The organism is Streptomyces griseorubiginosus, from assembly GCF_017614965.1.
GTDB lineage: Bacteria > Actinomycetota > Actinomycetes > Streptomycetales > Streptomycetaceae > Streptomyces > Streptomyces griseorubiginosus_B.
This window is the reverse complement of the sequence record NZ_WVUG01000748.1, coordinates 1-420: the sequence shown is the minus strand read 5'-3', so window position 1 is coordinate 420 and position 420 is coordinate 1. Positions and strand designations below refer to the sequence as shown.

Annotated in this window: 1 pseudogene; it reads right to left on the bottom strand. The window is 79.3% G+C overall.

Going from position 1 to position 420, the window contains the following annotated elements:
• Positions 1-71: 71 nt before the first annotated feature.
• Positions 72-420, bottom strand: a pseudogene (locus GRC12_RS45095) (hypothetical protein); the annotation flags it as partial.

Here is a 420-nt window from a genome sequence, read left to right as displayed (position 1 = left end):
CCCCCGAAGCCCCCCGTGCCGCCCACTCGATCGGCGCCCGGCGATGCGTTCGCCCGCCGGGTACCCGGCGATCAGCGCGACCGCTCGGCGCCGAGCGAACGCCCCGCTGGTCCGGAGCCCGCCCCTGAGCCGACCCGCCGGGTGCCCACCGATGATCCGACCGGCACGGCGTCCGCCCATCCCCCCACACGCGGGGCGCAGGCGGACCTCACCAACCCCGCAGCGGCGCCGGTGGCCTCGCCCTCCGGACCGCGCGCGAGCACACCCCCCAAGCCCTCGATGCCGCCCGCCGACTCGCCGACCGGCTCGACGTCCGGCGACTCGCGTACCCGCCGGCCCTCCGGCGCCCCGCCGGCTAGCCCGGCGTCCAGTGATCCCCAATCCCGTCCCGCCTCCGGCGAATCGCGCACGCGCCAGGCG